Below are 26,926 nucleotides of genomic sequence, written 5' to 3'. Positions count from 1 at the left end.
GCCCGTCCGGCGTTGCCGTACAGCCGTTTCCGGCTACCTCACGAACGTCCCCGCCTGGCCCGCCAGGTCCAGGAAGTACTGCGGGGCCACACCCAGGACCACGGTCACGGCCACGCCGATCGCGATGGTGGTCATCGTCAGCGGGGACGGGACGGCGACCGTGGGGCCGTCCGCCTTCGGCTCGCTGAAGAACATCAGCACGATGACCCGGATGTAGAAGAACGCGGCGATCGCCGAGGAGATCACACCGACCACGACCAGGCCGCCCGCGCCGCCGTCCGCCGCCGCCTTGAACACCGCGAACTTCCCGGAGAATCCCGAGGTCAGCGGGATACCGGCGAAGGCGAGCAGGAACACCGCGAAGACCGCGGCGACCAGCGGCGAGCGCCTGCCCAGCCCGGCCCACTTCGACAGGTGCGTCGCCTCGCCGCCCGCGTCCCGCACCAGCGTGACGACGGCGAAGGCGCCGACCGTCACGAAGGAGTACGTGCCGAGGTAGAAGAGGACGGACGAGATGCCGTCGGGGGTGGCCGCGATCACACCGGCCAGGATGAACCCGGCGTGCGCGATCGAGGAGTAGGCCAGCAGCCGCTTGATGTCGGTCTGGGTGATCGCGACGACCGCACCGCCCACCATCGTGACGATGGCGACGCCCCACATGACCGGCCGCAGGTCCCAGGTGAGCCCGGGCAGCACCACGTACAGCAGACGCAGCAGCGCGCCGAACGCGGCGACCTTCGTGGCCGCGGCCATGAAGCCGGTGACCGGGGTCGGGGCGCCCTGGTAGACGTCCGGGGTCCACATGTGGAACGGGACGGCGCCGACCTTGAAGAGCAGGCCGGTCAGGATCATCGCGCCGCCGATGAGCAGCAGCGCGTCGTTGCCCATGGTGTCGGCGAGCGCCGGGTCGATCTTCTGGATCGAGCCGTCGACCACGGTGGCGATCTGGGCGTACGAGACGGAGCCCGCGTACCCGTAGAGGAGGGCGATCCCGAAGAGCAGGAACGCCGAGGAGAACGCGCCGAGCAGGAAGTACTTCACGGCCGACTCCTGCGACATCAGCCGCTTGCGGCGGGCGACGGCGCACAGGAGGTACAGCGGGAGGGAGAAGACCTCCAGGGCCACGAACAGCGTCAGCAGGTCGTTGGCCGCCGGGAAGACCAGCATGCCCGCCACCGAGAAGAGGACGAGCGGGAAGACCTCGGTGGTGGTGAACCCGGCCTTGACCGCGGCCTTCTCGCTGTCGCTGCCGGGCACCGACGCGGCCTGTGCCGCGAAGGAGTCGACCCTGTTTCCGTGCGACTCGGGGTCGAGCCGCCGTTCGGCGAATGTGAAGACCGCGACCAGGGACGTCAGCAGGATGACGCCCTGGAGGAACAGCGCCGGTCCGTCGACCGCGATGGCACCCATCGCGGCGATGTGCGCCTTGGTCGTCCCGTAACCGCCGGCCGCGAGGCCGACCACCGCGGCGAACGCGGCGACCAGCGCGACGACGGTCAGGAAGACCTGCGTGTGGTACCGGGCCCGGCGCGGCACGAACGCCTCGACCAGGACACCGAGGACGGCGACGCCGATCACGATCAGGACCGGGGTCAGCTGGGTGTACTCGATGATCGGGGCCTTGAACTTCTCGTCCGGAGCGGCGGATGTCACCCCGCTCGCCGTCGTCCACAGGCTGTGGACAGCTGTTGCGCTCACTTGGCGGCCTCCACCTCGGGCTGGGGGTCCTTCTTCTGTACGTCCGACATGGTGTGCCGCACCGCCGGGTTGACGATGTCCGTCAGCGGCTTCGGGTAGACACCGAGGAAGAGCAGCAGCGCGATCAGCGGGACGACCACCACGAGCTCACGGGCCTTGAGGTCCGCCATGCCCTGCACCTCGGCCTTGACCGGGCCGGTCATGGTGCGCTGGTAGAGGACCAGGACGTAGATCGCGGCGAGCACGATGCCGGTGGTGGCGATGATGCCGACCGCCGGATACGCGGCGAACGCGCCGACCAGGACCAGGAATTCGCTGACGAACGGGGCGAGCCCCGGCAGCGACAGCGTGGCCAGGCCACCGATCAGGAAGGTGCCGGCCAGGACCGGGGCCACCTTCTGCACCCCGCCGTAGTCGGCGATGAGGCGCGAGCCGCGCCGGCTGATCAGGAAGCCCGCGACCAGCATCAGCGCGGCCGTCGAGATGCCGTGGTTGACCATGTACAGCGTCGCGCCGGACTGGCCCTGGCTGGTCATCGCGAAGATGCCCAGGATGATGAAGCCGAAGTGCGAGATGGACGCGTAGGCGATCAGCCGCTTGATGTCGCGCTGGCCGACCGCGAGCAGCGCCCCGTACACGATGCTGATCAGTGCCAGGACCAGGATCACCGGCGTCGCCCACTTGCTGGCCTCCGGGAAGAGCTGGAGGCAGAAGCGGAGCATCGCGAAGGTGCCGACCTTGTCGACCACGGCGGTGATCAGCACGGCGACCGGGGCGGTCGCCTCACCCATGGCGTTGGGCAGCCAGGTGTGCAGCGGCCAGAGCGGGGCCTTCACCGCGAAGGCGAAGAAGAACCCGAGGAACAGCCACCGCTCGGTACCGGTCGCCATCGAGAACGTGCCGTTGGCCCGGGCCTCGGCGATCTCGGAGAGCGAGAACGAGCCGGCCACCACGTACAGGCCGATCACCGCGGCCAGCATGATGAGGCCGCCGACCAGGTTGTAGAGGAGGAACTTCACCGCCGCGTACGAGCGCTGCGCCGCCGCGTTCTCGTCGCTGCCGGTGTGCGCCCGGTCCCCGAAGCCGCCGATGAGGAAGTACATCGGGATGAGCATGGCTTCGAACAGGATGTAGAAGAGGAAGACGTCGGTGGCCTCGAAGGAGAGGATCACCATCGCTTCGACCATCAGGATCAGGGCGAAGAAGCCCTGGGTCGGGCGCCAGCGCGAGGAGTTCGTCTCCAGGGGGTCGGCGTCGTGCCAGCCGGCCAGGATGACGAACGGGATCAGCAGGGCGGTGAGCGCCATGAGCGCCACCCCGATGCCGTCGACGCCCAGCTCGTAGCGGACGCCGAAGTCCTTGATCCAGGCGTGCGATTCGGTGAGCTGGAAGCGGTCGCCGCCGGGCTCGAAGCGGGCGAGCGCGATGCCCGCCAGGACCAGCGTGGCCAGCGAGAAGAGCAGCGCCAGCCATTTGGCGGTGGTGCGCCGGGCGGCCGGGACGGCGGCGGTGGCCACCGCGCCGATCGCCGGGAGCGCCGCCGTCGCTGTCAGGAGGGGAAAGGACATGTGATCAGACCGCCCTCATCAGCAGGGTCGCGGCGATGAGAACCGCCGTACCGCCGAACATCGAGACCGCGTAGGAGCGGGCGTAGCCGTTCTGCAGCTTGCGCAGCCGGCCGGAGAGCCCGCCCATGGACGCGGCCGTGCCGTTGACGACGCCGTCGACCAGGGTGTGGTCCACGTAGACCAGGGAGCGCGTCAGGTGCTCGCCGCCCCGGACCAGGACCACGTGGTTGAAGTCGTCCTGGAGGAGATCGCGGCGCGCGGCCCGGGTGAGCAGGGAGCCGCGCGGGGCGGCCACCGGCACCGGCTTGCGGCCGTACATCCCCCAGGCGATGGCGACCCCGATGACGAGCGCGACCATGGTGGCCGCGGTGACGGTGGACGCGCCGATCGGGGCGTCCCCGTGGTCGTGGCCGGTGACCGGCTCCAGCCAGTGCAGGAAGCGGTCGCCGATCGAGAAGAAGCCACCGGCGAAGACCGAGCCGAAGGCCAGCACGATCATCGGGATCGTCATGGACTTCGGGGACTCGTGCGGGTGCGGCTCGTGGCCCTCGGTGTCGGGCTGCCAGCGCTTCTCGCCGAAGAAGGTCATGATCATCACGCGCGTCATGTAGAACGCGGTGATCGCGGCGCCGAGCAGGGCCACGGAGCCGAGGATCCAGCCCTCGGTGCCGCCCTTGGCGAACGCCGCCTCGATGATCTTGTCCTTGGAGAAGAAGCCGGAGAGGCCGGGGAAGCCGATGATCGCGAGGTAGCCGAGGCCGAAGGTGACGAAGGTGACCGGCATGTACTTCCGCAGGCCGCCGAACTTCCGCATGTCCACCTCGTCGTTCATGCCGTGCATGACCGAACCGGCGCCGAGGAAGAGCCCGGCCTTGAAGAAGCCGTGCGTCACCAGGTGCATGATCGCGAAGACGTAGCCGATGGGGCCGAGCCCGGCGGCCAGGATCATGTAGCCGATCTGCGACATCGTGGAGCCGGCGAGGGCCTTCTTGATGTCGTCCTTCGCGCAACCGACGATCGCACCGAACAGCAGCGTGACCGCGCCGACGACCACGACGACCGTCTGGGCGTCCGGGGCGGCGTTGAAGATCGCTCCGGAGCGGACGATCAGGTAGACACCGGCGGTGACCATGGTCGCGGCGTGGATGAGGGCGGAGACCGGGGTCGGGCCCTCCATCGCGTCACCGAGCCAGGACTGGAGCGGCACCTGGGCGGACTTGCCGCAGGCGGCCAGCAGCAGCATCAGGCCGATCGCCGTCAGCTTGCCCTCGCTCGTCTCGCCGGTCGCCTCCAGGACGGGTCCGTACGCGAACGTGCCGAAGGTGGTGAACATCAGCATGATCGCGATCGACAGGCCCATGTCGCCGACGCGGTTGACCAGGAACGCCTTCTTGGCGGCGGTCGCCGCGCTGGGCTTGTGCTGCCAGAAGCCGATGAGCAGGTACGAGGCGAGGCCCACGCCCTCCCAGCCGACGTACAGCAGCAGGTAGTTGTCGGCGATGACCAGGATCAGCATCGCCGCCAGGAACAGATTCAGGTAGCCGAAGAAGCGGCGCCGGCGCTCGTCGTGCTCCATGTAGCCGATCGAGTAGATGTGGATCAGCGTGCCCACACCGGTGATCAGGAGGACGAACGTCATCGACAGCTGGTCGAGCTGGAAGGCCACATCGGCCTGGAAGCCCTCGACCGGGATCCAGCTGAACAGCTTCTGGTGCAGCGCCCGGTCCTCGGCGCCCTTCCCCAGCATGTCGGTGAAGAGCACCACGGCCACGACGAACGAGGCGGCGGCGAGCAGGGTGCCGAGCCAGTGCCCGGCACGGTCGAGGCGCCGGCCGCCGCACAGCAGCACCGCCGCTCCGAGCAGGGGCGCCGCGACGAGCAGCGCAATCAGGTTCTCCACAGTGCAAACGCCCCTTACAGCTTCATCAGGCTGGCGTCATCGACCGAGGCCGAGTGGCGGGAACGGAACAGCGACACGATGATCGCGAGCCCGACCACGACCTCCGCGGCGGCGACGACCATCGTGAAGAAGGCGATGATCTGGCCGTCGAGGTTGCCGTGCATCCGGGAGAAGGTCACGAACGCGAGGTTGCAGGCGTTGAGCATCAGCTCGACGCACATGAACACCACGATCGCGTTCCGCCGGATCAGGACCCCGGCCGCGCCGATGGTGAACAGCAGGGCGGCGAGATAGAGGTAGTTGACCGGATTCACTTGGCGACCTCCTCTTCTTCGGTGTCCCGGCCCAGCCGCTCACCGGAGCGCTGCTCCAGTGCCTTGAGGCCGGCCAGTGATTCCTGGGACACGTCACGCATCTGGCCGCGCTTGCGCAGCGTGTTCATGACGGTCAGCTCGGACGGGGTGCCGTCGGGGAGCAGGCCCGCGATGTCCACCGCGTTGTGCCGGGCGTAGACGCCGGGGGCGGGCAGCGGCGGGAGGTGGTTGCTCCGCACGCGGTCCTCGGACATCTCCCGCTGGGTCTTGGCCCGTTCGGTGCGCTCGCGGTGCGTGAGCACCATCGCGCCGACGGTCGCGGTGATCAGCAGGGCGCCGGTGATCTCGAAGGCGAAGACGTACTTGGTGAAGATGAGGCTGGCGAGCCCCTCCACGTTTCCGCCGTGCACGGTGTTGGCGGTGCCCAGGCCGTTGAAGCTCTTCAGCGAGGCGTTGCCGATACCGGCGATCAGGAGGACACCGAAGCCGATGCCGCATCCGGCGGCCAGCCAGCGCTGGCCCTTGATCGTCTCCTTCAGCGAGTCCGCCGCCGTGACGCCGACGAGCATGACCACGAAGAGGAACAGCATCATGATCGCGCCGGTGTAGACGACGATCTGGACGATGCCGAGGAAGTACGCGCCGTTGGCGAGGTAGAACACCGCGAGGATGATCATCGTCCCGGCGAGGCTCAGCGCGCTGTGCACGGCCTTCTTCATGAGCACGGTGGACAGGGCGCCGATCACGGCGACCGTCCCGAGCACCCAGAACTGGAACGCCTCGCCGGTCGAGGTCTGCGAGGCCGCTGCGGCCAGGCCGCTCATGCGCCCACCTCCTGCGAAGCGCCGTTGCCCCGGGCCTCGTCGTCCGGCTTCTCGCCCTTGGAGACGGCGAGCTGACGCTCCGTACCGGGGGCGGCCTCGGTGACCAGGCCCCGGTAGTAGTCCTGCTCGTCCATGCCGGGGAAGATCGCGTGCGGGCTGTCGACCATGCCTTCCTCCAGGCCCGCGAGCAGCTCGTCCTTGGTGTAGATGAGGCTCTCGCGGGTGGTGTTGGCGAGCTCGAACTCATTGGTCATCGTGAGCGCCCGGGTCGGGCACGCCTCGATGCACAGTCCGCAGAGGATGCAGCGCGCGTAGTTGATCTGGTAGACGCGGCCGTAGCGCTCACCCGGGGAGTAGCGCTCCTCCTCGGTGTTGTCCGCGCCCTCCACGTAGATCGCGTCGGCGGGACAGGCCCAGGCGCACAGCTCGCAGCCGACGCACTTCTCCAGCCCGTCCGGATGGCGGTTGAGCTGGTGGCGGCCGTGGAAGCGGGGCGCCGTCACCTTCGGCGTCTCCGGATACTGCTCGGTCAGCCGCTTCTTGAACATGGCCTTGAAGGTCACGCCGAAGCCGGCCACCGGGTTGTGGAACTTGTCCTCCGAGGACTGGGAGGACTGCGACGCCGTCGACCCCGTCGGGCCGGTGGATGTCGCCGGCCTCCTGGACCCCGGCGCATCAGGCAGTTCAGACACCGTCGGCCTCCTTTCCGTCACTCGGACTTCCGTCACTCTGAGTATCCATCCCGCCACTGACAACGAGCTCCCGCTCGCGACGCGGCCGGCGCCGGGGCACCGGCGGCAGGGTCTGTCCGGGCAGCGGCGGCACCGGGAATCCGCCCGCCATCGGGTCGAACGCCGGCTCGGGCCCGGCCTGTTCGGCGGCGGCCTTGTCCTTCTTGTCGCGGAAGATGTCGGCGACGAAGGAGATCAGCAGCACCGCGATCACGGCACCCGCCACGTAGAGCAGGATCTTCGAGAAGTCGTAGCCCTCGTTGCGCAGCGCCCGTACGGTCGCGACCAGCATCAGCCAGACGACGGAGACCGGGATCAGGACCTTCCAGCCGAGCTTCATCAGCTGGTCGTAGCGGACGCGGGGCAGCGTGCCGCGCAGCCAGATGAAGAAGAACAGCAGCAGCTGGACCTTGACGACGAACCAGAGCATCGGCCACCAGCCGTGGTTCGCGCCCTCCCAGAAGGTGCTGATCGGCCACGGGGCCCGCCAGCCGCCCAGGAACAGGGTCGTGGAGACGGCGGAGACGGTGACCATGTTGACGTACTCGGCGAGCATGAACATCGCGAACTTGATCGACGAGTACTCGGTGTTGAAGCCGCCGACGAGGTCGCCCTCGGACTCCGGCATGTCGAACGGGGCGCGGTTGGTCTCGCCGACCATCGTGACGATGTAGATGATGAAGGAGACCGGCAGCAGGATGATGAACCAGCGGTCCTGCTGCGCCTCCACGATCTTCGACGTCGACATCGACCCGGAGTAGAGGAACACCGAGGCGAAAGCCGCGCCCATCGCGATCTCGTACGAGATCATCTGCGCGCACGAACGGAGCCCGCCGAGCAGCGGGTACGTCGACCCGGACGACCAGCCGGCCAGCACGATGCCGTAGATGCCGACCGAGGCGACCGCGAGGATGTACAGCATCGCGATCGGCAGGTCGGTGAGCTGCATCGCCGTACGGTGACCGAAGATCGAGACCTCGTTGTCCGAGGGGCCGAAGGGGATCACCGCGATGGCCATGAACGCGGGGATGGCGGCGACGATCGGCGCGAGGACGTAGACGACCTTGTCCGCGCGCTTGACGATGACGTCTTCCTTGAGCATCAGCTTGATGCCGTCGGCGAGCGACTGGAGCATGCCCCAGGGGCCGTGCCGGTTGGGGCCGATGCGCAGCTGCATCCAGGCGACGACCTTGCGCTCCCACACGATGGAGAAGAGCACGGTCACCATCAGGAACGCGAAGCAGAAGACGGCCTTGATGACGACGAGCCACCAGGGGTCGTTGCCGAACATCGACAGGTCCTCGGCGGCGAGCACCGAACCGTGCGGTGCCGCGGCCAGTTGAGCGAAGGCGGTCACGCCCGCACCTCCGGTGTGACGTCGGGAGTACCGGCAGCGGCGGGGCCGATCCGGACCAGGCCGCCGGGGCGGGCCCCGGTCGTGGCCGGCACGCCCCGCCCGGCCGAGTTCAGCGGCACCCAGACCACGCGGTCCGGCATGTCGGTGACCCGGAGCGGGAGTTCGACGCCGCCCGCCGGGCCGGACACCGCGAGCAGGTCGCCGTCCTTGACCCCGGTCTCCGCCGCCGTGGCGGCCGAGAGCCGGGCCACCGCCTCGTGCCGGGTCCCGGCGAGCGCGGTGTCGCCCTCCTGGAGGCGGCCCAGGTCGAGCAGCATCCGGTGGCCGGCCAGGATCGCCTCGCCGTCGCCGGGCCGGGGCAGCGGCTGCGCGGAGACGCGCGGCTCGTCCGCGTACCCGCCCTGCCAGCCGCCGAGGCGGTCCAGCTCGCGGCGGGCGGACTTCAGGTCCGGCAGCGCGAAGTGGACGTCCATGGCGTCGGCCAGCATGTGCAGGACGCGGGCGTCGTTCGGGGCGAGGTTCCGGGTCATCTGGTCGGGCTTCAGCGCGGCCTCGAACATCCGCGCCCGGCCCTCCCAGTTGAGGAAGGTCCCCGACTTCTCGGCGACCGCGGCCACCGGGAACACCACATCGGCGCGGTCGGTGACCTCGCTCGGGCGGAGCTCGAAGGAGACCAGGAAGCCGACCCGGTCCAGGGCCTCCAGGGCCCGCGCCGGGTCCGGCAGGTCCTCGGTCCCGACACCGGCGACGACCAGCGCGCCCAGCTCGCCGGTGGCCGCGGCCTCGACGATCTGGCCGGTGTCGCGGCCGAAGCGGGACGGGAGTTCGGCGACGCCCCACGCGGCGGCGACCTCGTCCCGGGCGCGCGGGTCGGTGGCCGGGCGGCCGCCGGGCAGCAGCGACGGGAGCGCGCCCGCCTCCACCGCACCGCGTTCGCCCGCCCGGCGCGGGATCCACACCAGCCGGGCCCCGGTCGCGGTCGCGGCCCGGACCGCGGCGGTCAGCCCGCCGGGCACCCCGGCCAGCCGCTCGCCGACCACGATCAGCGCGCCCTCGGCGCGCAGGGCCTCGGCCGCGGCGGCCCCTTCGCCCTCCAGGCCGACCCCGCCCGCGACGGCGTCCAGCCACTCGGTCTCGGTGCCGGGTGCGGCGGGAAGCAGCGCGCCCCCGGCCTTCGCCAGGCCCCGGGTGGCGTGCGAGGCGACGGAGAAGGTGCGCTGGCCGTGCTTGCGGTGGGCCTTGCGCAGCCGCAGGAAGACCCCGGGGGCCTCCTCCTCCGACTCGAACCCGACCAGCAGCACGGCCGGCGCCTTCTCCAGCGAGGTGTAGGTGACACCGGAGCCGTCCAGGTCCTTGCCGCGCCCGGCGACGCGCGAGGCCAGGAAGTCGGCCTCCTCGTCGCTGTGGACCCGGGCCCGGAAGTCGATGTCGTTGGTGTTCAGGGCGATCCGCGCGAACTTGCTGTACGCGTAGGCGTCCTCGACGGTCAGCCGGCCGCCGGTGAGGACGCCGGTCCGGCCGCGCGCTGCGGACAGCCCCTCGGCCGCGGCGGCCAGCGCCTCGGGCCAGCTCGCCGGTTCCAGCTCGCCGGACCCGCCCCGGACGAGCGGGGTGGTGAGGCGGTCGCGCTGCTGCACGTAGCGGAAGCCGAAGCGGCCCTTGTCGCAGAGCCACTCCTCGTTGACCTCGGGCTCGTTGGCCGCGAGGCGGCGCATGACCTTGCCGCGCCGGTGGTCGGTGCGGGTGGCGCAGCCGCCGGCGCAGTGCTCGCACACGGACGGCGTCGACACGAGGTCGAAGGGGCGGGAGCGGAATCGGTACGCCGCCGAGGTCAGCGCCCCGACCGGGCAGATCTGGATGGTGTTCCCGGAGAAGTACGACTGGAACGGGTCGCCCTCGCCGGTGCCGACCTGCTGGAGCGCGCCGCGCTCGATCAGCTCGATCATCGGGTCGCCGGCCACCTGGTTGGAGAAGCGGGTGCAGCGCGCGCAGAGCACGCAGCGCTCACGGTCCAGCAGCACCTGGGTGGAGATCGGCACGGGCTTCTCGTACGTCCGCTTCCTGCCGTCGAAGCGGGAGTCGGAGTCGCCGTGCGACATCGCCTGGTTCTGCAGCGGGCACTCGCCGCCCTTGTCGCAGACCGGGCAGTCCAGCGGGTGGTTGATGAGCAGCAGCTCCATCACACCGCGCTGCGCCTTGTCGGCGACCGGCGAGGTGATCTGCGACTTGACGACCATGCCGTCGGTGCAGGTGATGGTGCAGGACGCCATCGGCTTGCGCTGGCCCTCGACCTCGACGATGCACTGGCGGCAGGCGCCGGCCGGGTCGAGGAGGGGGTGGTCGCAGAACCGGGGGATCTCGATGCCGAGGAGTTCGGCGGCGCGGATGACCAGGGTGCCCTTGGGCACGCTGATCTCGATGCCGTCGATGGTCAGCGTGACCAGGTCCTCCGGCGGGATCGCCGCTTCGCCGCCCCCGGAGGGCGCACTCGTGGTGACTGTCATGCGTTCACCCCCTGGTGAGCGTTCTTGTCGTCGGCCCAGAGGGTCGACTTGGCGGGATCGAAGGGGCAGCCCTTGCCGGTGATGTGCTGCTCGTACTCCTCGCGGAAGTACTTCAGCGAGGAGAAGATCGGCGAGGCGGCGCCGTCGCCGAGGGCGCAGAACGACTTGCCGTTGATGTTGTCGGCGATGTCGTTGAGCTTGTCCAGGTCGGACATCTGGCCCTTGCCGGCCTCGATGTCGCGGAGCAGCTGGACGAGCCAGTAGGTGCCCTCGCGGCAGGGGGTGCACTTGCCGCAGGACTCGTGCGCGTAGAACTCGGTCCAGCGGGTGACGGCCCGCACCACGCAGGTCGTCTCGTCGAAGCACTGGAGCGCCTTGGTGCCGAGCATGGACCCGGCCGCGCCGACGCCCTCGTAGTCGAGGGGCACGTCGAGGTGTTCGTCGGTGAACATCGGTGTGGAGGAGCCGCCGGGGGTCCAGAACTTGAGGCGGTGGCCTGGGCGCATGCCGCCGCTCATGTCGAGCAGCTGGCGCAGCGTGATCCCGAGCGGCGCCTCGTACTGGCCGGGGCCGGCGACGTGGCCGCTGAGCGAGTAGAGCGTGAAGCCCGGGGACTTCTCGCTGCCCATCGACTTGAACCAGTCCTTGCCCTTGTTCAGGATCGCGGGAACCGAGGCGATGGACTCGACGTTGTTCACCACAGTGGGGCAGGCGTACAGACCGGCGACCGCAGGGAAGGGGGGCCGCAGCCGGGGCTGGCCACGCCGTCCTTCGAGAGAGTCGAGCAGCGCGGTTTCCTCACCACAGATGTACGCACCGGCGCCCGCGTGCACCGTGAGTTCCAGATCGAGCCCTGAACCCAGGATGTTCGTCCCCAGATATCCCGCCTCGTACGCCTCTCGAACGGCCTCGTGCAACCGTCGCAGCACGGGGACGACCTCACCGCGCAGATAGATGAACGCGTGCGACGACCGGATCGCGTAACAGGCGATCACGATGCCCTCGATGAGGCTGTGCGGGTTGGCGAAGAGGAGCGGGATGTCCTTGCAGGTCCCCGGCTCCGACTCGTCGGCGTTGACGACGAGGTAGTGCGGCTTGCCGTCGCCCTGCGGGATGAACTGCCACTTCATGCCGGTGGGGAAGCCGGCGCCGCCGCGTCCGCGCAGACCGGAGTCCTTGACGTACGCGATGAGGTCGTCCGGGGACATGGTGAGGGCCTTGCGCAGTCCCTCGTACCCCTCGTGGCGGCGGTAGGTGTCCAGGGTCCAGGACTCCGGCTGGTCCCAGAAGGCGGACAGGACGGGCGCGAGCAGCTTCTCGGGGCTGGTCCCGTTGTGATCGAGCTCGGTGGCCAACGTCATCACTCCCCCTCCTCGGCTGCGGGTCCGGCCGGGTGGTCCGGGTCGGATGCCGAGGTCTGCTGCGGCGCGTCGTGGGAGCTGAGGTGCTCGGCGCCCTTCTGCGGCTGGTCGCTGGGCGCCTCGCCGCGCGGGCTCACCACGCGGGCCTTCGGCGCGGCCTCGCCCTTGGCCAGCTTGAGGCCGATGAGCGAGGCGTGGCCGGCGCCGCCGGTGGCCTCGACGGCGCCGGGGCGCTCGTCGGGGAAGCCGGCGAGGATGCGCGCGGTCTCCTTGTACGTGCACAGGGGCGCGCCGCGGGTGGGCTCGACGGTGCGGCCGGCGATGAGGTCGTCCACCAGCTGGGTGGCGCTCTCCGGGGTCTGGTTGTCGAAGAACTCCCAGTTGACCATCACGACGGGCGCGAAGTCGCAGGCGGCGTTGCACTCGATGTGTTCGAGCGTCACCTTGCCGTCCTGGGTCGTCTCGTCGTTGCCGACGCCGAGGTGCTCCTTGAGCCGGTCGAAGATCGCGTCGCCGCCCATCACCGCGCAGAGCGTGTTGGTGCAGACGCCGACCTGGTAGTCGCCGCTCGGCTTGCGCCGGTACATCGTGTAGAAGGTGGCGACCGCGGTGACCTCGGCGGTGGTGAGGTCGAGCATCTCGGCGCAGAAGGCCATGCCCGTACGCGAGACGTATCCCTCCTCGGACTGCACGAGGTGCAGCAGCGGCAGCAGTGCGGAGCGGCTGCCGGGGTAGCGGGCGATCACCTCCTTCGCATCCGCTTCGAGCCTGGCGCGCACCTCGGCCGGGTAGGCGGGGGCGGGGAGCTGCGGCATCCCCAGACTGACTTCCTGACGTGCTTCGGTCACCGGTCGACGCCTCCCATCACGGGGTCGATGGATGCGACGGCGACGATGACGTCGGCGACCTGGCCGCCCTCGCACATCGCCGCCATGGCCTGGAGATTGGTGAAGGACGGGTCGCGGAAGTGGACCCGGTAGGGGCGGGTTCCGCCGTCCGAGACGACGTGCACGCCGAGTTCGCCCTTGGGGGACTCGACGGCGGTGTACGCCTGTCCGACGGGGACCCGGAAGCCCTCGGTCACCAGCTTGAAGTGGTGGATCAGGGCCTCCATGGAGGTGCCCATGATCTTCTTGATGTGGTCCAGCGAGTTGCCGAGGCCGTCCGGGCCGAGCGCGAGCTGCGCGGGCCAGGCGATCTTCTTGTCGGCGACCATGACCGGTCCGGGTTCGAGCCGGTCGATGCACTGCTCGATGATCCGCAGCGACTGGCGCATCTCCTCCAGGCGGATGAGGAAGCGGCCGTAGGCGTCGCAGCTGTCGGCGGTGGGGACCTCGAAGTCGTAGGTCTCGTAGCCGCAGTACGGGTCGGTCTTGCGCAGGTCGTGCGGGAGGCCCGCCGAGCGCAGGATCGGGCCGGTGGCGCCGAGGGCCATGCAGCCGGTGAGGTCGAGGTAGCCGACGTCCTGCATGCGGGCCTTGAAGATGGGGTTGCCGGTGGCGAGCGCGTCGTACTCCGGCAGGTTCTTCTTCATGGTCTTCACGAACTCGCGCAGCTGGTCGACCGCGCCCGGGGGCAGGTCCTGGGCGAGGCCGCCGGGGCGGATGAACGCGTGGTTCATGCGGAGCCCGGTGATCAGCTCGAAGAGGTCGAGCACCAGCTCCCGGTCGCGGAAGCCGTAGATCATGATCGTGGTGGCGCCGAGCTCCATGCCGCCGGTGGCGATGCACACCAGGTGCGAGGAGAGCCGGTTGAGCTCCATCAGGAGCACGCGCAGCACGCTGGCCCGGTCGGGGATCTGGTCCTCGATGCCGAGCAGCTTCTCGACGCCCAGGCAGTACGCCGTCTCGTTGAAGAACGGCGTCAGGTAGTCCATGCGCGTGACGAAGGTGGTGCCCTGCGTCCAGCTGCGGAATTCGAGGTTCTTCTCGATGCCGGTGTGGAGGTAGCCGATGCCGCAGCGGGCCTCGGTGACGGTCTCGCCGTCGATCTCCAGGATGAGCCGGAGCACGCCGTGCGTGGACGGGTGCTGCGGGCCCATGTTGACGATGATGCGCTCGTCGTCGGAGGCGGCGGCGTTCTCGACGATCTCGTCCCAGTCGCCGCCGGTGACCGTATATACGGTCCCCTCGGTGGTGGCGCGGGGCGTCGCGTGGGGAGTGGTCATCAGGAGTACGACCTCCGCTGGTCCGGAGCCGGGATCTGGGCGCCCTTGTACTCGACGGGGATGCCGCCGAGCGGGTAGTCCTTGCGCTGCGGGAAGCCCTGCCAGTCGTCCGGCATCATGATCCGGGTGAGGGCGGGGTGCCCGTCGAAGACGAGCCCGAAGAAGTCGTACGCCTCGCGCTCGTGCCAGTCGTTGGTCGGGTAGACCGGAACCAGCGAGGGCAGATGCCGGTCGTCGTCCGGCGTGGAGACCTCCAGGCGGATCAGCCGGCCGTGGGTGATCGAGCGCAGGTGGTAGACCGCGTGCAGTTCGCGGCCCTTGTCGCCGGGGAAGTGGACGCCGCTGACGCCGGTGCACAGCTCGAAGCGGAGCGCCGGGTCGTCGCGCAGGGTCTTGGCCACGGTGACCAGGTGCTCGCGGGCGACGTGGAAGGTCAGCTCGTCCCGGTCGACCACCGTCTTCTCGATGGCGTTCTCGGGGAGGAGGTCCTGCTCCTCCAGGGCGCCTTCGAGCTCGTCGGCGACCTCGTCGAACCAGCCGCCGTAGGGGCGGGAGGAGGCGCCGGGGAGGGCGACCGTGCGGACGAGGCCGCCGTAGCCGGAGGTGTCGCCGCCGTTGTCGGCGCCGAACATGCCCCTCCGTACGCCGATGACCTCGCCGTGCTCGTCGCGCGGGGCGGGGACGGCGGAGCCGTTCTGCTCGTCGCTCATCGCAGGAGCCCCTTCATCTCGATGAGGGGCAGGGCGTTGAGCGCCGCTTCCTCCGCCTCGCGGGCGGCTTCCTCGGCGTTGACCCCGAGCTTGGAGCCCTGGATCTTCTGGTGCAGCTTGAGGATCGCGTCCATCAGCATCTCGGGCCGCGGCGGGCAGCCCGGCAAATAAATATCAACCGGGACAATGTGATCGACACCCTGAACAATGGCGTAATTGTTGAACATCCCGCCCGATGATGCGCAAACCCCCATGGAGATGACCCACTTGGGGTTCGGCATCTGGTCGTAGACCTGCCGCAGGACGGGGGCCATCTTCTGGCTCACCCGGCCGGCCACGATCATCAGGTCCGCCTGCCGCGGCGAACCGCGGAAGACCTCCATGCCGAAACGGGCCAGGTCGTAACGGCCTGCCCCGGTGGTCATCATCTCGATGGCGCAACAGGCGAGGCCGAAGGTCGCCGGGAAGACGGAGGACTTCCGCACCCAGCCGGCCGCCTGCTCGACGGTGGTCAGAACGAAGCCGCTCGGCAGCTTCTCTTCGAGTCCCATGGTGTGCCCCTCAGCCCCTCAGTCCCATTCCAGACCGCCGCGCCGCCACACATACGCGTAGGCGACGAAGACGGTGAGCACGAAGAGCAGCATCTCCACGAGCCCGAAGATCCCCAGGGCGTCGAAGCTGACCGCCCAGGGATAGAGGAAGACGATCTCGATGTCGAAGACGATGAAGAGCATCGCCGTCAGGTAGTACTTGATGGGAAAGCGGCCGCCTCCGGCCGGCGTGGGTGTCGGTTCGATACCGCACTCGTACGCTTCGAGCTTTGCCCGGTTGTACCGCTTGGGGCCGATAAGCGTGGCCATGACCACGGAGAAGATCGCAAACCCTGCCCCGAGGGCGCCGAGCACGAGGATGGGCGCGTAGGCATTCACGCTCCTCGCTCCTTCCAGTCGTCCTTGACCGTTGGACCGCATCGGGCGAACCGGCTCCCCGCCTCACCAAGATCGTGCACATGTGAGGCAGTTCACAAGCCCGACTGCCCCGCATCCTATGCCCGCCGTCCTGTGATCTGCGACACGGGGGTAGCCAACGTCTTTGTGATCTCCACCACCTGACGAACGATCATGAAGTCGGATGAGCGGTGATCTTCGTACACGAAGCGGCCGAGTGATCACGAGAGGTGACATCTACTGCCGTTACCGCTGGTCAAAGGGGTGTCGCACTATCAAGCCACGGCGCTGCGCGCAAAATTGGCGATGGACGCGATGGGGTGATAAAGGGATCTGCCCCACTCTGGGGCCGCGAAGGGCGGGACGGGATGACCGGATGCGCGGACCGGACGGGCGTCACTCGCGCGAGGGTTCACGCGGAACGAAGTGGACGCGGACCGCGCCGCTTCCCGTGCCGAGTCCTCGTATGCCCATCACAGCAAGACCATGCTGTGAGCTGCATCACTCCACACCAGCCGTTATAGAAGCGGGCTTGGCCAACAGTGTGAACGGGTGGTAAGCGACGGGCAATTCGGGCGTATTACTGAAAACCCATGATCACAGCCATGATCACGACTGCCCGATTTGCCCGTTACGGCGTCAATAAAGGCCGTCAGAAAGCGGATTCACAGATTCCGGACGTAACTGTGTCGCAACACACGTTTCTTGATGGGACCCCGCGCGCCCTGATAGCGCTAGTACCCATGTCCCACACCGCTCACATACCCAGCCACCGGAAGCCCCGCCGAAACGCCTCGACGACGGCGCTGCGGGCCGGAGTTGCCGGTGGCGTCCTCAGCACCATCGCGGTCGCGGGTGCCGCGGGCCCGGCCCAGGCCGAACCGGTGACCCAGACGATCGAGATGCCCACCATCACGGCGGGACTCTCCACCACCGTCGCCGCCACCGCCGAGGCGACGCAGCAGGTCGCCCTGGACCTGGAGACGCAGGCGCAGGAGGACGCGGCGGCCAGCAGCGCCGCCAAGGACGCCAAGAAGGCCAAGGCCGAGGCCGTCCGCAAGGCCGAGGCCAAGAAGAAGGCCGAGGCGGCCGCCAAGGCCAAGGCGGAGGCCGCCGAGCGCGCCTCCCGCGACGCCGCGCGCACCACCCTCCAGAAGTCCACCGGCTCCTCGTCGTCCGGCTCCACCAACGCCGCCACGACCTCGTACTCCTCCAACGCCACCGGCTCCGCGGCCTCCGTCGTCGCGTTCGCCCAGGCGCAGGTGGGCGACGCGTACGTGTCCGGCGGCACCGGCCCGAACTCGTGGGACTGCTCGGGCCTGGTCCAGGCCGCGTTCCGCACCGTGGGCGTCGACCTGCCGCGCGTCTCGCAGAGCCAGTCGACCGCCGGCACCCAGGTCTCGCTGAGCAACCTCCAGCCGGGCGACATCCTGTACTGGGGCAGCGCGGGCAGCGCGTACCACGTCGGGATCTACGTGGGCGGCGGCCAGTTCGTCGGTGCGCAGAACTCCTCCACCGGTGTGGTGCAGCGCCCCCTCGACTACGACATGCCGACCGGCGCGGTCCGCGTCCTCTAGCAGCGACGCGTTCACGGATTCACAAGCCTGATCCGCACGTCAGGCCCAGAAGAAGGAGCCTCACTCCCCCGCTCGGGAGTGAGGCTCCTTCTCTTTGTGAACGGGCGCTCTCTTTGTGAACGGGCGCTACGAGCGCGGCGCGACCTTCGCCAGGCCGTTGATGATGCGGTCCATCGCGTCGCCGCCGGTCGGGTCGGTGAGGTTGGCGAGCATCTTCAGCGTGAACTTCATCAGCAGCGGGTGCGTCAGGCCGCGCTGGGTCGCGACCTTCATGATCTTCGGGTTGCCGATCAGCTTCACGAAGGCGCGGCCCATCGTGTAGTAGCCGCCGTAGGTCTCCTTGAGCACCTTCGGGTAGTTGTTCAGCGCCAGCTCCCGCTGGGCGGGGGTAGCGCGGGCCTGCGCCTGGACGATGACGTCGGCCGCGATCTGGCCGGACTCCATGGCGTACGCGATGCCCTCCCCGTTGAACGGGTTGACCATGCCGCCCGCGTCACCGACGAGCAGCAGGCCCTTGGTGTAGTGCGGCTGACGGTTGAAGGCCATCGGCAGGGCGGCGCCCCGGATGGGCATCGTCATGTTCTCCGGGGTGTAGCCCCAGTCCTCCGGCATGGACGCGCACCACGCCTTCAGGACCTCGCGCCAGTCCAGCTCCTTGAAGGCGGACGAGGAGTTGAGGATGCCGAGGCCGACGTTGGAGGTGCCGTCGCCCATGCCGAAGATCCAGCCGTAGCCGGGCAGCAGCTTCTCCTGGGGCCCGCGCCGGTCCCACAGCTCCAGCCAGGACTCCAGGTAGTCGTCGTCGTGCCGGGGCGAGGTGAAGTACGTACGCACGGCGACGCCCATCGGGCGGTCCTCGCGGCGGTGCAGGCCCATCGCCAGGGAGAGCCGGGTGGAGTTGCCGTCGGCGGCGACGACGAGCGGGGCGTGGAAGGTGACCGGGGTCTTCTCCTCGCCGAGCTTCGCGTGGACCCCGGTGATCCGGCCGGTGCGCTCGTCGGTGATCGGGGCGCCGACGTTGCACCGCTCGTACAGCCGGGCACCGGCCTTCTGCGCGTTGCGGGCCAGCTGTTCGTCGAAGTCGTCGCGCTTGCGGACGAGTCCGTAGTCCGGGTAGGAGGCCAGATCCGGCCAGTCCAGCTGGAGCCGGACGCCCCCGCCGATGATGCGGAGGCCCTTGTTCCGCAGCCAGCCCGCCTCCTCGGAGATGTCGATGCCCATGGACACGAGCTGCTTGGTGGCGCGCGGGGTGAGGCCGTCGCCGCAGACCTTCTCGCGCGGGAACGCGGTCTTCTCCAGGAGGAGGACGTCGAGTCCGGCCTTGGCCAGGTAGTACGCGGTCGTGGAGCCGGCGGGGCCCGCCCCGACGACGATGACGTCCGCGCTGTGTTCGGACAGGGGTTCGGTCACGGTCGGTTCTCCCGAAGACTCGAATTCGCGTGCCGCGCGGCACAGGTCCAAGGCAGTCTATGGGGGCCTGCCGACCAACCCTCCGAAGGGCTGCCTCATGTCAATCGCGCCTGCCGCTCCGCCCGTCGTACAGCTGCGTGTCCCGACCGACGAGGACGCCGTCGCCTGGCACCGGGCCTTCGCCGACCCGGAGGTGATGCGGTTCTTCGGCGGGCGGGCCGAGGAGCTGTCGATGTACGAGGAGTGGACCGCCCGCCAGCGCAGGCACGACGCCGAACTCGGCTACTGCCTGTGGACCGTGCTCGACGGGGAGGGGCGGGTCGTCGGCTTCACCGGCGCGCAGCCGTGGGGCCCGGCGGCCTACGGCCCGGTGGGCGAGACCGAGATCGGCTGGCGGCTGGCCCGCTCGGCCTGGGGCCTCGGTTACGCGACGGCCGCCGCGCGCGTCACGCTGGAGCGGCTGCGTGCGGCAGGCGTGGAACGCGTGGTGGCGGCGGTCGACGTGCTGAACGAGCGGTCGGCCGCGGTGGCGGTGCGCCTGGGCATGGAACCGGCCGAGACCTTCACGACGCACCGGCCGGGCCAGGAGGTGCGGGTCTTCCGGCTGGAGCTGTGACGTCCGGGCGTAGGGGGTGTCTTGTCGATCAGGACCCGGCCATGATCGGCAAGACACCCCCTAGGGTTTCGTTTGGGTCATGCTGGGCTCGCGTGCCACGCCCCGCTCGCTGATCCAGCCTGATCCGAACGAAAGGCCCTAGTCGACGTCGTTGAGCATCCAGGTGGACAGGGCGGTGTCGAAGACTTCGCGGGCACCGGCCCAGTCCACGTCCCGCTCGGTGACGTAGACGGCGTACTCGGTGCCGTCCTCGGCGATGTAGCTCTGGTCGATCGCGTGGACGGTCTGTCCGCTCTTGTCCTCGTACGTGTACTCCCACCGGGCGCCCGGGCGGCCCTGGAAGGTGTTGGCCGAGAGCTGGATCTGCTGGTAGTTCCGCTGGTTGGCGGAGGCCGTCTTCTCCAGCGCCTTGAAGTTCTCGTACGAGGTGTAGGGGGCGTCCGCGATGACGCCGACCTTCAGCAGGGCGGTGTCGCCCGGGGACGCGGCGTAGGTGACCTGGTGGTTCTTCTCGCCCTGGCGCTCCCAGTCGTCCGGCAGGGCGAGCGAGAATCCGGCGGTGTCGGCGACGACGCTGTAGCCCTCCGGGAAGTCGAGCTCCGCCGGGTCGGTGGTGGCGCTCGCCCCCTCGGAGGGAGCCCCCTCGGAGGGAGCCCCCTCGGTGGGGGCCTCGCTCGTCCGGTCCTGGGCGGGCGTCGCCCGGTCGCTCTTCCCGTCCTCGCCGTTCTCCGAGGTGCCCGGGCCGTCGTCGTGACGGTCCAGCAGGGCGAGGGTGCCCGCGGTGGCCCCGCCGCCGAAGATCAGGGCGGCGACGAGCGTGGCCCCCCAGACGAGGACCGCCCGGCGGCGCCGGGGCGCGGGGGGCTGCGCGGGCTCCGGGGCCGGGTTGTACGGACCGGGCAGGGTGGCGGTGGGCGGCTCGGCGCCGGGCGCGCCGGCCTCGGGCGCGCCGGCCTCGGCGGCCGTGGACCGGGCGGGCGGGGTGTGCGGCCCCGGGCCGGGCTCGGGGGCGTACGTGCCGGGGGCCGGGGTCTGGCCGGGCGCCGGGGTGTACGGGCCGGGGGCCGGGGTGTACGGACCGGGGATGTGCGGGCCCTGGTGCGGCGGGCCGTAGGGGCTCGGCGGGGCCGGGTACGCCGGGGAGCCGCCGCCCGGGCCGCCGCCGCCCGTCATCCGGGCCAGGTACGGCGCGACGAGCACCGCGCCGCCGACCCACAGCAGCCCGAACAGCAGCGCGTCGGCGACGCTGGGCGAGACCTCCAGGGTGCCCGAGCCACCGATGTCCGCGACATTGGCGGAGAACTCGGCGGACAGGCCGCTCATCGCGGTCAGCGCGAGGAACCCGAGCAGGAACAGGCCCCCGGCGGTGACCTGTTCGCGCCGGTCGGCGGAGCGGCGCCCCGCGAGCAGCCCGACGACGAGCGCGCAGACGAGACCGGCGGCGAGCGCGCCGACGAGGGCCCAGTCGTTGGCGGCGTCGCTCAGCTCACCGAGCCCGAACGAGCCGTGGTCCATGCCGGAGCCGATGATGTCCGCATGGCCGCGCGCGTCGTACTCGACGGAGCCGCCCCAGCTCACCGAGAGCACCATCAGCGCGATGTTGGGCAGCAGCGGCAGGGCCATCAGCAGGGCCGTGCCGTTGACGTCGTCCAGGGTGGCGTACGTGATGTAGCCGATCAGGCCGCACAGCAGGAGGACGGCGCCGAGCGCGCGGACGGCGGTCCCGGCGGCGCGTACGAAGCTCTGCGCACCCGGCCGTTGGGCCAGCCAGGCGGCCGCGGCGTCGCGTTGCAGCACGGCGCAGGTGGTGACGAGCGCGAGGGCGAGGGCGCCGAGGGCCGCGAGGACCGGCGAGGAGTGGAGCGAGTAGCCCTGGAGCTCCGGCTGGGCGTAGAGCCCGAGGACCAGGACCGCTGCGGTGGCCACGGCGCTGATCCGGACCGCCGCGTCCAGACCGCCGCCCTGCCGGCGGACACCCCGGGCGCCGAGGATGAGGGCGCCGATCCACAGCACGGTGACGGTGAGCGGGATCAGCGAGAGCGTCGTCTGGCTCTGCCCGCCCGGATCGAAGTCGCCGTACGTGTCCCCGTACGGCGAAGCGCCCCCGTATCCACCGCCGCCGCCCGGCACGTCGGCCCGGACCTCGAAGCCGCCGCCGAACGCCTGGAGCAGCATCGCGAGCGCGATCCGCAGCCGGTCGCTCCACCCGACGACGACGTCGTCCCCCTGCCCGTAGTCCGGGATGGCGAGCGCCACGGCGAGCCCGATGATCAGCCCGGTCGGCCAGACGGCCGCCCGCAGCGAGCCCGCCCAGTCCCCGCGCATCACCCGCCCGAAGAAGATCCCGGCCGGCGAGGGTCCGGCCGGCACCGGCGCGTACCCGGGCGGCGGCGCCGCGGGCCGGGTCATGTGGGCGGGCACCGCGGGCGGTTCGACGACGGGCGCCCCGGCCGGCGGCGGCGGAGCGGCGGGCTGCGGAGGCGCCGCGGGCGCGGCGGGCCGTTCACGCCCGCACTTCATGCAGAAGCGTGCCTCGTCGGGCGCCTGGGTTCCACAGAAGGGGCAGTACGAGGGCATGAGAGCTCCGCAGCGGTCCGGGGACGGGCGAGACGGTGACACACGGGAACGGGGAAGACGCGTGCCGTATCAACGGACACATCTTCCCCGCCCACCGGTTCCCGTCAACTCGGAATCCCGGCAACCGTTTACGCACGTTCACCTGCGCCACCGCGCGTCCTTTCGATTCGGGGGGCGGTGCGATGATTTGTCGTGACCATAAAGAAGATCATCACGGTGCGCGGTTCCCTGATCGCCGCCGCACTCGCCCTGCTGTGTTCCGCTTTCCTCGTACTCCCGGCGAACGCGCAGGCATTCGACGACTGCCCCTCCGAACAGCTCTGCCTCTACAGCGCGTCGGGCGGTGGCGGCACGAAGCGGACCTTCGACGTGCGGGACGACGGGACGCGTTACGACGCCTCCTGGGACAACGCGACCCTCTCCGCGAAGAACAACACCCGCTACTGGGCCTGCGTGTACGTGGACACCGAGTTCGGCGGGCTGCTCCAGACGATCAAGCCCGGCAATTCCGACGAGTACGGCGACGACCCCCGGTTCGCCGGAACGATCAGCTCCCACAAGCTGGTCCCGTCCAGGGCCCACTGCTTCACCGGATACGAGCGCTGTCCCGACAACCGCGTCTGCACCTTCACGGAGCCGGCGGGCCGCGGCCGCATGACGGTGCACATGCCCACGACCGATCCGGCCACGAAGAACTTCGGCAACGCCTACGGCGCCGACACCGCGCCGGTCTCGGTGTGGAACCGCACCAGCCACCACGTCTGCTTCTACCCGACCGACAAGTTCACCGGGACCTGGACCGATCCCGCCGCCCCTGCCACCAGGTACGGCGCCTACGTCGTGCTGAAGGGGGACAGCACGACCGTTCCGGCGCCCTTCGCGGGCACCTTCCGCTCCCACGAACTCGTCGACGGAACCTCGGAGTGCCAGTAATCATGAGCAGATCCCTCACCCGCACCTGGGCGACGGTGGCGACGGCCCTGAGCGCCCTCGTCCTCACCGCCCCCGCAGCCCCCGCCGCCGACGCACCGGCGAGCCCGCTGGCCGCCAACTGGGATCGGCAGACCCCGACGAAGCTCACGACCGGGGTCACCCTGACCCGGTACACCGAGCGCGTGCCCGAGAACCGGACCCGGGGCCGCGTCCTGAACGTGGTCGACATCGACCCGACCGCCTCCGCGCTCACCCTGGAGGGCGTCGTCGGCAAGGCCGACGGACTGACCGAGACGGTTGCCGACCAGCTCGCCGGAGTGTCGACGGTCGCCACCCGCCGCCCCTACGCGGGCGTCAACGGCGGCCTGTTCAAGTCCGAGCCCAAGCACCCCGACCACGTACTCCCGGCCGGCGCCGACGGCACCACGCTCATGCACATGGGCGTCTCGGTCACCGACGGCGTCCTGCACAGCTCCAGCTGCTGGATGAACGGGGCCGGCAGCAACGGAGTGGTCCTCCAGTACGGCATCCCGTACATCACCATGCTCCGTACGGACATGAAGCTGACCACCGCTTCGGGCGCGACCGTTCGCATAGACGACGTCAACCGCGATCCCGGCCGCAGCCGGGGCTGCGCCCGGGACGCCGAGGACACGGTGGTGAAGGACCAGACGGCGCTGTACACCGACCCGGACGAGATCGTCCTCTTCACCGACGACTACGGCTTCCCCGTGCCGAAGCCGGGGATCGACCCGACGGTCACGACGGACGACGACCCCGGTTTCGAGGTCGTCCTCGACGCGCACGGCGTCGTCACCGACGCCCGGGAACGCCGGGGCGGGCAGACGGCGGCCGAGCAGGTCCACGTCCCCGCCGGTGGCCGGATCCTCCAGGGTGTGGGCGCCGGGGCGGACTGGCTGCGCGCCCACCTGACCCGCGACGACCACCCGTCCGTCGACCTGAGACTCCATGACGTGACGCTCGACCGGGACATACCGCTGGACGACTCGGTGGACGTCGTGAGCTCCTTCCACCGGCTCCTGAGCGCGAACGGCGTACCCGCGGAGCTGCCCGACTCGTGCAACGGCCGCGTGACGGGCGCCGACGGGACGAACCTGATCTGCACCGATTCCCGCACGGCCATCGGCACCGATATCAAGGGCCACCCGGTCCTCATCACGCTCACCGGGCAGACGCAGGCCACCGCGTCGACCACACACGAGGACGGTGACTCGCTCCGGGCGTTCGCGAGCCTGCTGGACTCGGCGGAGCTGGCGCTGGTCGACGTGCTCAACCTCGACGGCGGCGGGTCCACGACGCTCATCACGGGCACCGAGGCGCGGACGCCGCCGACCGACACCGGCAAGGACCCCGCCGGGCCGAAGTACGTCCACCGGCGGGTCGCCGACTCGGTGTACACCGGGGTCGGCGGCTACGGCATGTACGCCAGATAGCGTCAGGAGGTCCTGACACCCCGGTGCAGGGCCACCACGCCGCCCGTGAGGTTGCGCCAGGCGACCTGGGACCAGCCGGCCTGCTGGAGCTTCTTCGCCAGGCCGGCCTGGTCGGGCCAGGCGCGGATGGACTCGGCGAGGTAGACGTACGCGTCGGGGTTGGAGGAGACCGCGCGGGCCACGGGGGGCAGGGCGCGCATCAGGTACTCGATGTAGACCGTGCGGAACGGGGTCCAGACGGGCTGCGAGAACTCGCAGATGACGACCCGGCCGCCCGGCTTGGTGACCCGGTACAGCTCGCGCAGCGCCGCGTCCGTGTCCTGGACGTTGCGCAGGCCGAAGGAGATGGTCACCGCGTCGAAGGTCCTGTCGCGGAAGGGGAGTTTCGTGGCGTCGCCAGCGGTGAAGGGCAGCCAGGCGTGCCGCTTCTTGCCCTCGCGGAGCATGCCGATGGAGAAGTCGCACGGCACGACGTACGCACCGGTCGCGGCGAACGGCAGCGAGGACGTCGCCGTGCCGGCCGCCAGGTCGAGGACCTTCTCGGCGGGCCGGGCGTTCACCGCCTTGGCGACCTCCTTGCGCCACACCCGGTCCTGGCCGAGCGAGAGCACATCGTTGGTCAGGTCGTAGTTCGCCGCCACGCCGTCGAACATCGAGGCGACTTCGTGCGGCTGCTTGTCCAGGGAGGCTCGGGTCACGCACCCCATTCAAGCAGCCCGGTCCGCGCGGCCTCGCGGGGGACGCCCCGGGCGGAATCCCGCTTCAACCTTTTCCCCCCTGCGGCACTCAGTAGTCACGAAGAGACCTTCGCAGAGAACAGGAAAGGGGGCAGATGTTCACGGGAGCCAGCCGGGGTGCCGACGGCTTCGAGGAATTCGCCCGCGCCGGTCAGCACCGCCTCTACCGCACCGCGTACCTGCTCTGCGGCGACGCCGACGCCGCGCGCGACCTGACCCAGACGACGCTGGCCAAGCTGTTCCAGCACTGGCACCGGGCGGGCGCCGCCGACCATCCGGACGCCTACGCCCGGACCGTGCTCACCCGCACCTACATCGCCGAGCGCCGCCGCCGGCTGCGCGACCTCCTCGCCCACACGCCGATCGCCGCGCCCGCCCCCGCCGTGGGCCCCGAGCTCACCGTCACGCTGCTCGCGGCCCTCGCCGAACTGCCGCCCCGCGCGCGGGCGATGGTCGTCCTGCGCTACTGGGAGGACCTGAGCGTGGAGACCGTCGCCGGTCTGCTGCGGTGCAGCCCGTCCACCGTCAAGAGCCAGTGCTCGCGCTCGCTGGCCACGCTGCGCGCCCGCCTGGGCGACGCCCGCCTCTACACCGCCCGAAGCTGAGGAGTTACGCCGTGTACGTGTTCATGGACCCCGCTCCGGGCGACGAGCCCGGCCGCGACGACGACGAGTTGCTGGTCCGGACCGCCATGGAGCGGGCCACCGGCGGAGCGCCGCCGCTGCCCGACCTGGTCCCCGGCGCCCTGGTCCAGGGCCGCCGCCGCCGGGCCCGGGCCCGCGCCGCGATCGGGGCGACGGCGACCGCGATCGCCGGCCTCGGCGTCCTCGGCGCCGCGCTGCCGGTGTGGGGCGGGGACGGGGAGCCGGTACGCACGTGGTCGGCGGCCTCGCAGACCTCGCCGGTCCCCACGCCGACCCCGGTGCCCGTCCGGCCCCCCGTGCACATCGAGCCGAGCCCCGGCGAAACGTCCATGGCGGACCTGCCGGAGCGCGAGTTCTCGCGGCAGCGGGTCTTCCAGAACGAGGCGGCCGGGGTGCTCGAAACGCTCCTGCCCGAGGCGATCGGCCCGGTCCGCCTGGTCGATATCGCCGTCAACCGGTACCAGGGCGGCGCGGACGGCCGGGTCTTCCCCATCACGCTCTCCATCCGCCCGCTGGCCACGGGCAAGGCGGCCCGGGCGGATTCCCCCTGCCTCGACGTGGCCGTAAAGGATCTCCGGTGCGACGAGGTGTCACTGCCGGGGGGCATCATGGCCCGGGCGATCACGGCGGCGGGGAACGCCAAGGGGGGCAAGACGATCACCGGGGTCACCGTGCGTTTCAGGTACGGGCACAGCCGCGTCACGCTCACCGTGGGGGGTGACGACACGGCCATGGTGTCGGCACCGGTCACCGCCGAGGAACTGCTGACCGTGGTCCGGGACCCGGAATTCATGAATCTGGTCGAGTACGCGGACGAACGTCCGATGGAAGCGAAGGAGGGCTCCGTCCGTGGGGGCTGAGAGCAGGCGGGGGCGGCGCGGCGGAGCGGGACGCGGA

At 70.3% G+C, this 26,926-nt stretch carries 23 protein-coding genes and 1 pseudogene; 6 read left to right on the top strand and 18 right to left on the bottom strand.

Annotated features, from left to right (window positions below):
- Nucleotides 1–33: 33 nt before the first annotated feature.
- From nuoN to ACFZAT_RS00770, 14 genes are read right to left on the bottom strand one after another with little or no spacing between them, the layout of a single operon-like run.
- Complete coding sequence (gene nuoN, locus ACFZAT_RS00835; protein WP_391258238.1) at nt 34–1,698, bottom strand: NADH-quinone oxidoreductase subunit NuoN; 1,665 nt, start codon at nt 1,696–1,698, stop codon at nt 34–36.
- Nucleotides 1,695–3,266 carry an NADH-quinone oxidoreductase subunit M gene (locus tag ACFZAT_RS00830; RefSeq protein WP_391258235.1) on the bottom strand — a complete coding sequence of 524 codons (1,572 nt, stop codon included), beginning with the start codon at nt 3,264–3,266 and terminating at the stop codon, nt 1,695–1,697. Before ACFZAT_RS00830 ends, nuoN begins: the two co-directional genes overlap by 4 nt.
- A 4-nt stretch (nt 3,267–3,270) precedes the next feature.
- Nucleotides 3,271–5,166, bottom strand: a complete 1,896-nt coding sequence (gene nuoL, locus ACFZAT_RS00825; RefSeq protein WP_391258232.1) for an NADH-quinone oxidoreductase subunit L — start codon at nt 5,164–5,166, stop codon at nt 3,271–3,273.
- 14 nt (nt 5,167–5,180) lie between these two features.
- A complete protein-coding gene (nuoK, locus tag ACFZAT_RS00820) occupies nt 5,181–5,480 on the bottom strand; it encodes an NADH-quinone oxidoreductase subunit NuoK (RefSeq protein ID WP_018101339.1) in 300 nt (99 codons plus the stop codon).
- The gene (locus ACFZAT_RS00815; protein WP_391258229.1) at nt 5,477–6,304 is read right to left on the bottom strand and encodes an NADH-quinone oxidoreductase subunit J; all 828 of its coding nucleotides are present in this window, start codon (nt 6,302–6,304) and stop codon (nt 5,477–5,479) included. Before ACFZAT_RS00815 ends, nuoK begins: the two co-directional genes overlap by 4 nt.
- Nucleotides 6,301–6,996 carry an NADH-quinone oxidoreductase subunit NuoI gene (gene nuoI, locus ACFZAT_RS00810; protein WP_391258228.1) on the bottom strand — a complete coding sequence of 232 codons (696 nt, stop codon included), beginning with the start codon at nt 6,994–6,996 and terminating at the stop codon, nt 6,301–6,303. The genes ACFZAT_RS00815 and nuoI overlap by 4 nt, the downstream gene beginning before the upstream one ends.
- Nucleotides 6,989–8,392 (bottom strand): NADH-quinone oxidoreductase subunit NuoH, encoded by a 1,404-nt coding sequence (gene nuoH, locus ACFZAT_RS00805; RefSeq protein WP_391258225.1) that lies wholly within the window; start codon nt 8,390–8,392, stop codon nt 6,989–6,991. Before nuoH ends, nuoI begins: the two co-directional genes overlap by 8 nt.
- Nucleotides 8,389–10,896, bottom strand: coding sequence for an NADH-quinone oxidoreductase subunit G (locus ACFZAT_RS00800; RefSeq protein WP_391258223.1), 2,508 nt, complete (start codon nt 10,894–10,896; stop codon nt 8,389–8,391). Before ACFZAT_RS00800 ends, nuoH begins: the two co-directional genes overlap by 4 nt.
- Nucleotides 10,893–12,257 (bottom strand): NADH-quinone oxidoreductase subunit NuoF, encoded by a 1,365-nt coding sequence (nuoF, locus tag ACFZAT_RS00795; protein ID WP_383167719.1) that lies wholly within the window; start codon nt 12,255–12,257, stop codon nt 10,893–10,895. Before nuoF ends, ACFZAT_RS00800 begins: the two co-directional genes overlap by 4 nt.
- A complete protein-coding gene (gene nuoE / locus ACFZAT_RS00790) occupies nt 12,257–13,072 on the bottom strand; it encodes an NADH-quinone oxidoreductase subunit NuoE (protein ID WP_391260139.1) in 816 nt (271 codons plus the stop codon). Before nuoE ends, nuoF begins: the two co-directional genes overlap by 1 nt.
- Nucleotides 13,073–13,101: 29 nt before the next feature.
- Nucleotides 13,102–14,424, bottom strand: coding sequence for an NADH-quinone oxidoreductase subunit D (locus ACFZAT_RS00785; protein WP_365678776.1), 1,323 nt, complete (start codon nt 14,422–14,424; stop codon nt 13,102–13,104).
- A complete protein-coding gene (locus ACFZAT_RS00780; RefSeq protein WP_391258220.1) occupies nt 14,424–15,134 on the bottom strand; it encodes an NADH-quinone oxidoreductase subunit C in 711 nt (236 codons plus the stop codon). Before ACFZAT_RS00780 ends, ACFZAT_RS00785 begins: the two co-directional genes overlap by 1 nt.
- Nucleotides 15,131–15,685: an NADH-quinone oxidoreductase subunit B family protein gene (locus ACFZAT_RS00775; protein ID WP_073964532.1), complete on the bottom strand. Its 555-nt coding sequence runs from the start codon at nt 15,683–15,685 to the stop codon at nt 15,131–15,133. Before ACFZAT_RS00775 ends, ACFZAT_RS00780 begins: the two co-directional genes overlap by 4 nt.
- A gap of 18 nt (nt 15,686–15,703) precedes the next feature.
- A complete protein-coding gene (locus ACFZAT_RS00770; protein ID WP_003967084.1) occupies nt 15,704–16,063 on the bottom strand; it encodes an NADH-quinone oxidoreductase subunit A in 360 nt (119 codons plus the stop codon).
- Nucleotides 16,064–16,824: 761 nt separating this feature from the next.
- Here ACFZAT_RS00770 and ACFZAT_RS00765 point away from each other — a divergent pair.
- Nucleotides 16,825–17,658 carry an NlpC/P60 family protein gene (locus ACFZAT_RS00765; RefSeq protein WP_391258217.1) on the top strand — a complete coding sequence of 278 codons (834 nt, stop codon included), beginning with the start codon at nt 16,825–16,827 and terminating at the stop codon, nt 17,656–17,658.
- Between the two features lie 126 nt (nt 17,659–17,784).
- Here the strand turns inward: ACFZAT_RS00765 and ACFZAT_RS00760 are convergent, their stop codons facing one another.
- Complete coding sequence (locus ACFZAT_RS00760; protein WP_391258215.1) at nt 17,785–19,068, bottom strand: geranylgeranyl reductase family protein; 1,284 nt, start codon at nt 19,066–19,068, stop codon at nt 17,785–17,787.
- A 97-nt stretch (nt 19,069–19,165) separates the two neighbouring features.
- On the opposite strand from ACFZAT_RS00760, the gene ACFZAT_RS00755 reads away from it, so the two are divergent.
- Nucleotides 19,166–19,684: a GNAT family N-acetyltransferase gene (locus ACFZAT_RS00755; RefSeq protein WP_391258212.1), complete on the top strand. Its 519-nt coding sequence runs from the start codon at nt 19,166–19,168 to the stop codon at nt 19,682–19,684.
- A 138-nt stretch (nt 19,685–19,822) separates the two neighbouring features.
- On the opposite strand, the gene ACFZAT_RS00750 is transcribed toward ACFZAT_RS00755, so the two are convergent.
- Together ACFZAT_RS00750 and ACFZAT_RS00745 are read right to left on the bottom strand one after the other, a co-directional pair.
- A complete protein-coding gene (locus ACFZAT_RS00750; RefSeq protein WP_391260290.1) occupies nt 19,823–22,093 on the bottom strand; it encodes a DUF3824 domain-containing protein in 2,271 nt (756 codons plus the stop codon).
- A 99-nt stretch (nt 22,094–22,192) separates the two neighbouring features.
- Nucleotides 22,193–22,261, bottom strand: a pseudogene (locus tag ACFZAT_RS00745) (zinc-ribbon domain-containing protein); the annotation flags it as partial.
- Nucleotides 22,262–22,453: 192 nt separating this feature from the next.
- Here ACFZAT_RS00745 and ACFZAT_RS00740 point away from each other — a divergent pair.
- A complete protein-coding gene (locus tag ACFZAT_RS00740; protein WP_391258209.1) occupies nt 22,454–23,194 on the top strand; it encodes a peptidase inhibitor family I36 protein in 741 nt (246 codons plus the stop codon).
- Between the two features lie 2 nt (nt 23,195–23,196).
- Nucleotides 23,197–24,648: a phosphodiester glycosidase family protein gene (locus ACFZAT_RS00735; RefSeq protein ID WP_391258206.1), complete on the top strand. Its 1,452-nt coding sequence runs from the start codon at nt 23,197–23,199 to the stop codon at nt 24,646–24,648.
- A gap of 2 nt (nt 24,649–24,650) precedes the next feature.
- On the opposite strand, the gene ACFZAT_RS00730 is transcribed toward ACFZAT_RS00735, so the two are convergent.
- Complete coding sequence (locus ACFZAT_RS00730; RefSeq protein ID WP_391258203.1) at nt 24,651–25,346, bottom strand: demethylmenaquinone methyltransferase; 696 nt, start codon at nt 25,344–25,346, stop codon at nt 24,651–24,653.
- A gap of 134 nt (nt 25,347–25,480) precedes the next feature.
- Between ACFZAT_RS00730 and ACFZAT_RS00725 the strand changes: the two genes are divergently transcribed.
- Together ACFZAT_RS00725 and ACFZAT_RS00720 are read left to right on the top strand one after the other, a co-directional pair.
- A complete protein-coding gene (locus tag ACFZAT_RS00725) occupies nt 25,481–25,990 on the top strand; it encodes a SigE family RNA polymerase sigma factor (RefSeq protein ID WP_391258201.1) in 510 nt (169 codons plus the stop codon).
- A gap of 11 nt (nt 25,991–26,001) precedes the next feature.
- A complete protein-coding gene (locus tag ACFZAT_RS00720; protein ID WP_391258199.1) occupies nt 26,002–26,889 on the top strand; it encodes a hypothetical protein in 888 nt (295 codons plus the stop codon).
- Nucleotides 26,890–26,926: the final 37 nt, after the last annotated feature.

The sequence above is a fragment of the Streptomyces sp. NPDC008163 genome, from assembly GCF_042956885.1.
GTDB lineage: Bacteria > Actinomycetota > Actinomycetes > Streptomycetales > Streptomycetaceae > Streptomyces > Streptomyces drozdowiczii_A.
Note: the sequence above shows the minus strand (reverse complement) of the source record. Positions and strands in the feature narration are given on the sequence as shown.

What these genes read in the sequence shown, in the direction of transcription:
- ACFZAT_RS00830 (WP_391258235.1), bottom strand. Translation starts at nt 3,266, where the DNA reads ATGTCCTTTCCCCTCCTGACAGCGACGGCGGCGCTCCCGGCGATCGGC.
- ACFZAT_RS00815 (WP_391258229.1), bottom strand. Translation starts at nt 6,304, where the DNA reads ATGAGCGGCCTGGCCGCAGCGGCCTCGCAGACCTCGACCGGCGAGGCG.
- ACFZAT_RS00800 (WP_391258223.1), bottom strand. Translation starts at nt 10,896, where the DNA reads ATGACAGTCACCACGAGTGCGCCCTCCGGGGGCGGCGAAGCGGCGATC.
- nuoF (WP_383167719.1), bottom strand. Translation starts at nt 12,257, where the DNA reads ATGACGTTGGCCACCGAGCTCGATCACAACGGGACCAGCCCCGAGAAG.
- nuoE (WP_391260139.1), bottom strand. Translation starts at nt 13,072, where the DNA reads ATGCCGCAGCTCCCCGCCCCCGCCTACCCGGCCGAGGTGCGCGCCAGG.
- ACFZAT_RS00785 (WP_365678776.1), bottom strand. Translation starts at nt 14,424, where the DNA reads ATGACCACTCCCCACGCGACGCCCCGCGCCACCACCGAGGGGACCGTA.
- ACFZAT_RS00780 (WP_391258220.1), bottom strand. Translation starts at nt 15,134, where the DNA reads ATGAGCGACGAGCAGAACGGCTCCGCCGTCCCCGCCCCGCGCGACGAG.
- ACFZAT_RS00775 (WP_073964532.1), bottom strand. Translation starts at nt 15,685, where the DNA reads ATGGGACTCGAAGAGAAGCTGCCGAGCGGCTTCGTTCTGACCACCGTC.
- ACFZAT_RS00765 (WP_391258217.1), top strand. Translation starts at nt 16,825, where the DNA reads ATGTCCCACACCGCTCACATACCCAGCCACCGGAAGCCCCGCCGAAAC.
- ACFZAT_RS00755 (WP_391258212.1), top strand. Translation starts at nt 19,166, where the DNA reads ATGTCAATCGCGCCTGCCGCTCCGCCCGTCGTACAGCTGCGTGTCCCG.
- ACFZAT_RS00750 (WP_391260290.1), bottom strand. Translation starts at nt 22,093, where the DNA reads ATGACCCGGCCCGCGGCGCCGCCGCCCGGGTACGCGCCGGTGCCGGCC.
- ACFZAT_RS00735 (WP_391258206.1), top strand. Translation starts at nt 23,197, where the DNA reads ATGAGCAGATCCCTCACCCGCACCTGGGCGACGGTGGCGACGGCCCTG.
- ACFZAT_RS00725 (WP_391258201.1), top strand. Translation starts at nt 25,481, where the DNA reads ATGTTCACGGGAGCCAGCCGGGGTGCCGACGGCTTCGAGGAATTCGCC.